This is a genomic window from Synechococcus sp. H60.3 (genome assembly GCF_047462295.1).
Taxonomy (GTDB): Bacteria; Cyanobacteriota; Cyanobacteriia; order Thermostichales; family Thermostichaceae; genus Thermostichus.
Window position 1 is genome coordinate 1 of sequence record NZ_JANSIY010000117.1, and the last position, 7512, is coordinate 7512.

At 58.8% G+C, this 7512-nt stretch carries 6 protein-coding genes and 1 tRNA gene; 5 read left to right on the forward strand and 2 right to left on the reverse strand.

Annotation, left to right across the window (positions count from 1 at the left end; translation table 11 throughout):
• Positions 1-810: 810 nt before the first annotated feature.
• From NW841_RS10910 to NW841_RS10930, 5 genes are all read left to right on the forward strand, one after another.
• Entirely contained in the window at positions 811-1812 is a 1002-nt protein-coding gene (locus tag NW841_RS10910; RefSeq protein ID WP_414363864.1) for a zinc-dependent alcohol dehydrogenase family protein, read from the forward strand.
• 35 nt (positions 1813-1847) lie between these two features.
• Entirely contained in the window at positions 1848-2417 is a 570-nt protein-coding gene (locus NW841_RS10915) for a hypothetical protein (RefSeq protein WP_414363863.1), read from the forward strand.
• 55 nt (positions 2418-2472) lie between these two features.
• A complete protein-coding gene (locus NW841_RS10920) occupies positions 2473-4044 on the forward strand; it encodes an AAA family ATPase (protein WP_414386386.1) in 1572 nt (523 codons plus the stop codon).
• 221 nt (positions 4045-4265) lie between these two features.
• Entirely contained in the window at positions 4266-4919 is a 654-nt protein-coding gene (locus tag NW841_RS10925) for a Crp/Fnr family transcriptional regulator (protein WP_414370831.1), read from the forward strand.
• A 60-nt stretch (positions 4920-4979) separates the two neighbouring features.
• Positions 4980-5052 (forward strand) — tRNA-Phe (locus NW841_RS10930).
• 114 nt (positions 5053-5166) lie between these two features.
• Here NW841_RS10930 and NW841_RS10935 read toward each other — a convergent pair.
• Together NW841_RS10935 and NW841_RS10940 are read right to left on the reverse strand one after the other, a co-directional pair.
• Entirely contained in the window at positions 5167-6165 is a 999-nt protein-coding gene (locus NW841_RS10935; RefSeq protein WP_414386384.1) for an ABC transporter permease, read from the reverse strand.
• 56 nt (positions 6166-6221) lie between these two features.
• On the reverse strand, positions 6222-7028 hold the full coding sequence (locus tag NW841_RS10940; RefSeq protein ID WP_414376735.1) for an ABC transporter ATP-binding protein: 807 nt from the start codon (positions 7026-7028) through the stop codon (positions 6222-6224).
• Positions 7029-7512 lie beyond the last annotated feature (484 nt).

Genomic DNA, 7512 nt, shown 5'->3' on the forward strand with positions numbered 1-7512 from the left:
CCGCCGAGAGAGCCAGAACCACCTACGGGCATGGGCTAGCGCTTGCCTCCACAACTCCGAAGCTTATTGACACTCCCGCCGCCCAAAGGCGGGAGATTCTTACGCCGTTCAACAACGAACTCGTCAAGACGCCTCTAGACAGGATCTTGAAGCAAAGCCGCAAGTTCTGATTACTTTTCTGTTCGCGTCAACGGGATGGAGTCCTTGCAAGTTGGCTGAGACGTTGTCATCTCCCAGCCACTTGCCACCGGTTGGGTTTCTCACCGTGATTAGGTGCTCGCCTGGGAACGGTACGCCTTCTCGGCAAGTATACTCAACTATACTATACTATTGACGAGCACCTAAAGTTGCTTACGGGCGCGGGGCTAGCAAGCTATCCTTCTGGGCAATGTAAGGGATCCCTGCCTTCCCAGGCGCGGTTCTCTTGGCTTATGCTAGTGAACAACTCCCGACACTCATCTTCGTTGAGTCAACACAACATGGCTTACGCCACGCTGCGCCAACCGATAGCGTATGGGCTTCACGCTTCCCAGACTTGTGTATACAGAGGTCTCAGCGTGCTGCTATCATGCAACCCACGGCGGGAAACTCTCCAGAGATTTAACTTGTTTTGCTCAATTGTAGGACGAACGGCTTTCATCCCGACACGGATTGGCTCTTGAGTCAACACAATTCACCAATACGATGCGGGGCTTCCCGCCGATTAAGCTAACCATTGTTCAGAGACCCCCTTGCCGGTGTATCCTCGGTAGCGCAGTGGCAAGTGCGGGGCAGCAGGTCGAGCCAAACCAAGCCTGAACACCTGAGAAGATGAAAGCCATCCTCATGAGCGTGCCCGGGGGGCCGGAGGTTTTGCAGCTTCAGGAGGTGCCCGACCCTGAGATCCGCGGCGAGCGGGAGCTACGTGTCCGCCTTAGGGCCGCCGGCGTCAACCCCATCGACACCAAGCTGCGGCGGCGAGGCACCTTCTACCCCGAAGAGATGCCGGCCATTTTGGGATGTGATGGTGCCGGCGTTGTAGAAGCCGTAGGATCTGGGGTCAGGCAGTTTCAAGTTGGAGACGAAGTTTACTTCTGCCACGGCGGCCTGGGCAGGCAGGCGGGGAACTACGCCGAGCTGATCGTGGTCGATGAGCGCTTTGTCGCTCCCAAGCCCAAGTCCCTCAGCTTTGCCGAGGCTGCCGCTGCCCCCCTGGTGCTGATCACCGCTTGGGAAGCCCTCTACGACCGGGGACGGTTGCAGGCTGGCCAAAAGGTGCTTATCCACGCCGGGGCAGGGGGTGTCGGCCATGTGGCCATCCAACTGGCCCGTCTGCGGGGATGCCAAGTGGCTACCACTGTGAGCACGCCGGAAAAGGCCGAGTTTGTCCGTTCCCTGGGAGCCAGCTTGCCCATCTTCTATCGCCAGACCAACTTTGTGCGAGCCGTTCTGGATTGGACGGAGGAGGAGGGAGTGGATCTTGCTCTCGATACCCTTGGCGGCCCAGTGCTGGAGCAGACCTTCCCTGCCGTGCGCGTGTACGGCGATCTCGTGACCCTGCTGGCGCCAGCCCCAGAGACCGATTGGCGGGTGGCCCGCGACCGCAACTTGCGAGTGAGCTTTGAGCTGATGCTCACCCCGATGCTGAAGAACCTTATCGTTGCCCGGCAAAACCAGGCGGAGATCCTCCGGCAGTGCGCCCGCCTCATTGACCAAGGCCAACTGCACATCCGGCTCAGCCACACCTTTCCCCTGGCCGAAGCGGCTGCCGCTCACCGGCTGCTGGAACAGGGATCCGTTTTGGGCAAAATTGCCTTAACCATCTCCGACTAGGCATGCTGGAGGAGGCCCTGCCCGGATCCGAGTCTATGGCCACTCCTCTCACCCCTCACCTGCTGGAGAACGAGAGTTTCTACGAGAATGCCCTCTGCTGGCTAGGGCGACCGCAGACGGCCTATCGGCTGCTGAGCGAAGCGGTTTTTCCGGCCATCTCCTCTTGGGTGCGGGGAGAGGTGGACAGCTACTCCTTCAATCACTGGCAACCGGAGGACGTGCGCACCTTTCTCTACCCGGTGGTGGTTCTGGGAGACCAGGAGACCCTTGTTCTCGCCAGCGAGGCCCTGCTCCTCTGCGGCAGCGGCAACTACTACAACCCCTGTGACTTGGCCATTGTGGTCTTCGTGCAGCAGCCCCAAGAGCTGTTCAGCCAACTGATGCAACGCATCCGCCGCGCCGAAGCCATCATCACCCGCGGACCGGAGGTGCGCATGCTCTCTGAACAGGTGAGCCTGGCCAAACGGGGGCGAGACTACATCAACACGAAGTATCTGGTCTGGCCCTACGCCCTTTCTGCCGCCGCTCAAGATACTTTGGTCAAACAGGGGATTAGCGTTATCCGTCTTTCACCGCAAGCGGCCGCCCTGCCCTTGGGAGACTAAGCTGAGGGCAATTTGGAGGAAAATGGGGATCCCTGACTTTTTCGTCTCCATCTTTATGGCCGATGCCCACCTGCCGCCGCTAATCCAAGCGATGTTGGAGCCGGGGTTTTACCCCCATCCGGTGCGGGAGCCGATTCAGCTCGTCCAAACCCACATTTCCTACGTTTTCTTGACAGGGGACTACGCCTATAAGGTGAAGAAGCCTCTGGATTTTGGCTTTTTGAATTTCACCACCCTGGAGCGGCGACGCCACTTTTGTCAAGAAGAGCTGCGCCTGAACCAGCGCGGCGCGCCGGGGCTTTATCTACAGGTGTTGCCCATTGTGCAAGCCAAGGGCCGGTTTCAGCTTGACGGCAGTGGCGAGCCCGTGGAGTACACCCTCAAAATGCGGCAGTTTCCCCAAGAGCAACTCTTCAGCAACCTCCTCGAGCGGGGGGAGCTGACCCCAGCCTTGATGGAGGAGCTAGGGCGGGCGGTGGCGGCCTTTCACGCCCAGGCGGAGACCAACGACTACATTCGCAGCTTTGGCCGGCCAGAGCGGGTGCGGGAGGCCTTCGACGAGAATTACGCCCAAACCCAGCGCTACATCGGCGGCCCTCAGACGGTTGATCAATATCGGGAGACGCAAGCCTACACGGATCGCTTTTTTGCCGAGCGGCAGGAGCTGTTTTACCAGAGGATGGCCCAAGACCGCATCCGCGAAGGCCACGGGGATCTACATCTTGGCAACCTCTGTTGGTGGGAAGGCCAGATCTTGCTGTTTGATTGCATTGAGTTCAACGAGGCCTTCCGCTTTGTGGATACGATGTACGACGTCTCCTATGCGGTGATGGATTTGGACGCTCGCCACCGCCCCGATCTGGGCAATGCCTATTTGAACACCTATCTGGAAGAAACGGGTGACTGGGAAGGACTAAAGATCTTGCCCATTTACCTCAATCGCCAGGCCTATGTGCGGGCCAAGGTCACCTCTTTTTTGCTGGACGATCCTGCCGCCTCGGAAGCTTCCAAAGCCAATGCCTTCCACACTGCCGCCCGCTACTACCGCCTGGCCTGGGAATACACCCTTCCCAAACAGGGGCAGTTGTTTTTGATGGCTGGCCTGTCGGGAGCAGGCAAAAGTACGGTGGCCCGCTACCTGGCCCGCCAGCGGGGGGCCATCCACATTCGCTCCGACGCCGTGCGCAAGCACTTGGCCGGGATCCCTCTGCGGCAGCAGGGGGGGCCAGAGGTGTATACGCCCGAGATGACCGACAAGACTTATCGCCGCCTGGTGCAGTTGGGAGTGGAGTTGGCCCGGGAAGGTTACAGCGTGATTCTGGACGCCAAGTTTGACCGGCAAGCGCTGCGGGGCATGGCGATTGAACAGGCCCAACAGTGCGGGATCCCGTTGCGCATCCTCTACTGCCATGCTCCTGAACCTGTCCTCCGAGAGCGCCTACAACGGCGAACACTCCCTTCATCGGGCCCGGGTGAGCCGCTGAACGTCGCCGACATTGCCGATGCCACCGCCGATCTCCTTGCCCAGCAGCAGGCGCAGTGGCAGGACTTTTCCGAGGGGGAGCGGCGTTTTCTACAGGTTTTGGATACCAGCCAAGATTGGCAAGCGCAACTGCAGCGGAGCTAGGTCTCGACTCAAACTGACCAACCTCGGGAGAATGGTTACCAGCAAAGTGCATTCTGCCGTTTCCAGGTTAGAGGCTGGCCGCAGCCCCTGTTAAACAGGGATCCGGATCCCAGGCGGCGGTCAGGTGAAGAGTTTTTCTCTGGGAAGAGAGTTGGGCAAGAATCGAGGCGGTGCAGGAGGAGCCAAGGGTGAGCGAGGTAAGGGCTGAAGATTTACGCCTGATGTTTCTGTTTGAAGGCTTTTCCCCTGAAGTGCTAGAGCCGCTGGCTCGCCAGATGTCGCTGCGCTCCCACCCTGTTAACCAGGCCATCCTGTTACAGAACGACTGGGGCAACGCCGTCTATTTCATCCTAGAGGGTTGGGTCAAGATTCGCACTCACGATCTGGAGGGCCGGGAGGTTACCCTCACCATTCTTGGCCCAGGGGAGATCTTCGGGGAAATGGCCGCCTTGGACGAGGCGCCCCGCTCCAGCGATGTGATTGCCCTGACAGCCACCAAGGTCTGCTGTCTGTCGGCCCAGAACTTTCTGGCTCTTTTGGCTGCCGATGCGCAGGTTGCCATCCGCCTTGCCCAGCTCATGTCGCGACGTTTACGGCAGATCAACCGTCGCCTGCAATTGCGGGAGGCCAGCAGCGTCGCTCGCGTCGCCGATATCCTGCTCTTCTTGGCGGAGTCGCGGGGGTGGGTCGGTCGCAAGGGGGTAGAAATCCCCAATTTGCCCCATCGGGAGCTGAGCAGCTTGAGTGGCCTTGCCCGGGAAACGGTTACCCGCGTCCTTGCCAAGCTGGAGCAGGAGGAGCTGATCCGCCGGGATCGGCAGCGGGACATCCTCTGTATCCCCCAGATGGATGCCCTGGAAAAGCTAATTGGCTAAAGTGAGGGTCGCCACCCGTTGCCAAAAGCCCTCTCGGCATCCTAAAATAATGGTTCCAGAGCCGGGATAGCTCAGTTGGTAGAGCAGAGGACTGAAAATCCTCGTGTCACCAGTTCGAGTCTGGTTCCTGGCATCTGCCAATAACAGGTCAAGATGGGCTCAGGTCTGCAACCTGAGCCTTTTTGTTGCCGGGAATTCCCAGTTTTTGCCTTTTGCGAAACCGCTTCTGCCGGCTCTATGGCAAAAATCAGTTCTCGCGGCGCACAGCGCTCTCGTGCCATCTGCCCAATATCTTGTCTGACAAAGCGCTCAAAGCCACAAAGATCAGGATCCCTAGGCCGGTAACCAGCACCAAGGCGGCAAACATGCGAGGCACCTGCAAATTAAAGCTAGAGATCAAGATTTGGTAGGCGATCCCGGCCCGTTGCCCACCGGTGCCGGCGACAAACTCCGCCACCACGGCCCCGATCAAAGAAAGGCCACCGCTAATGCGCAGGCCCCCCAGAAAATAGGGCAGAGCACTGGGCAGACGCAAGTAGATCAAGGTTTGCCAGCGATTGGCCTTGTACAGTTGAAACAGGTTGAGCAGGTTGTGATCGACACTGTTTAATCCCAGGGTGGTGTTGGAGATAATTGGGAAAAAGGCGACAATCCAAGCGCAAACCACCATTGCAGCAAACGTATTGTTGCGCAGCCAGATGATGATCAGCGGCGCGATGGAAACAATGGGCGTTGTTTGCAAAATCACCGCATAGGGAAAGAGGCTGCGCTCAATCCATTTGCTCTGGGCAAACAAAATCGCCAACAAAAGCCCTGAGACCGTGGCCAAAAGGAACGCCACCACCGTAATTTGCAGGGTGATCAAAAGGGAAGGAAAAAGGGATCCCCAGTCTCGCACCAGGGTTTGCACCACCAAAATCGGCCCCGGCAATAGATAGGGGGGCACCCCCGTTAGCCGCACAGCCACTTCCCAGCCCACCAGAAAAAGGATCCCGACGATCCCAGGGGCAATCACATCCAGGTTGAACCACTTGCGCAGATCCCATCCTTGCCCGGAGGTCGGCGGCGCAGAGCCAGACACCTTAGCCGCATCAGTGGGTTGGGGCCTGAGTTTTTCTTCCACCGCGCTGTTCAGTCGCGGCAGATCGCTATCCAGCCAGGGCCCAGAGGAGCGCTCCGGTGTGCCAAGCAGGGATCCCAGCCGGTGAGACAGCCAATCGAGAAGGAAACTGAAAGGACTTAGCATGGTGGAGGGGGAATCAAGGGCTCTAAGACCAGGAATGCCGCCAAAGGGGGATCCCGTCAGCGCAGCCGTCCGGCAGAGAGGGGGCACAGGTAGGGATCCTGATCCGTGTCGCGCATGGCCTCCCGCAAACGGGTCGCGACCTCCCGGCAATAGTCGTTGTAAAGGGGCGAGGTGCGAAACTCTTCCGAGCGGGGGTAGGGTGCCTCAATGGGGATATCCGCCACCACCCGCCCAGGGCGGGCTGCCATCACCACCACGCGGTTGGACAGATAGACAGCCTCGTAAATGTTGTGGGTAACAAAAATCACCGTCCAGCGCTTCTCCTGCCACAACTCCAGCAGTTCGCTGTTCAGCTTGCTGCGGGTAATCTCGTCCAAGGCGCCGAAGGGCTCGTCCATGAGCAGCACCTGGGGTTTGGTTACCAAGGCGCGGGCAATGGAAACCCGCATGCGCATACCGCCGGACAGCTCGCGGGGAAAACTGCGCTCAAACCCCCGCAGGCCCACCAGGTGGAGGGCTTCCAGAACCTCTCGTTCGGCTTTGGGCTGGGGCTCACCAGCCAACTTCAGAGGTAGGCGCACGTTGTCCATCACCGTTGCCCAGGGCATGAGGGCCGGCTCCTGAAACACAAAGGCCAATTTGGGTTGCCCCTGGGAGGTGTTTTGCCCCCATTCGATAGATCCCGTGGTTAGGTGGCCCAACCCAGCAATCAGCCGCAGCACCGTGCTTTTCCCGCAGCCAGAGGGCCCCACCAAGCTGACGAACTGCCCTTCCTGGATGGCCATGTTCATGTCTTGCAAAGCCACCGTGCCATTGGAATAGACCTTGCTGACATGGTTAAGGGTAATGACAGGGGCAGACATGGCTCGTGGTTCCCAGACCAGAAGACAAAGGGATCCCTTCTCCATCCAGAAAGAGAAGGACGCTCAGTACCATTAAAAAACACAGAGGGATAGCTGGGTAGCCCTGGACTTGAGGGCGGGACGGAAAATCCCGTCAGCAACTTTAGTTGCTCATCAATGGTATGGTTGCTACCAAGGTGGTACTGTTCCCAGGCGAGCCCCTAAAACGGTGAAAAACTCAGCCAGTGGCAAGCGTCCGGGAGAGACTAACATCTCAGCCAACCTGCAAGGACTCCGTCCCGCTGACGCGAACAGAAAAGCAAGCAGAACCTTGGAGCTTTGCCTCAAGGAACTGTCTAGAGGTGTCTTGACAGCGTCTTTACGAGTTCGTTGTTGAACGGCGTAAGAATTCCCCACCTTTAGGCGGTGGGAGTGTCAATAAGCTTCGGAGTTGTGGAGGCAAGCGCTAGCCCATGCCCGTAGGTGGTTCTGGCTCTCTCGGCGG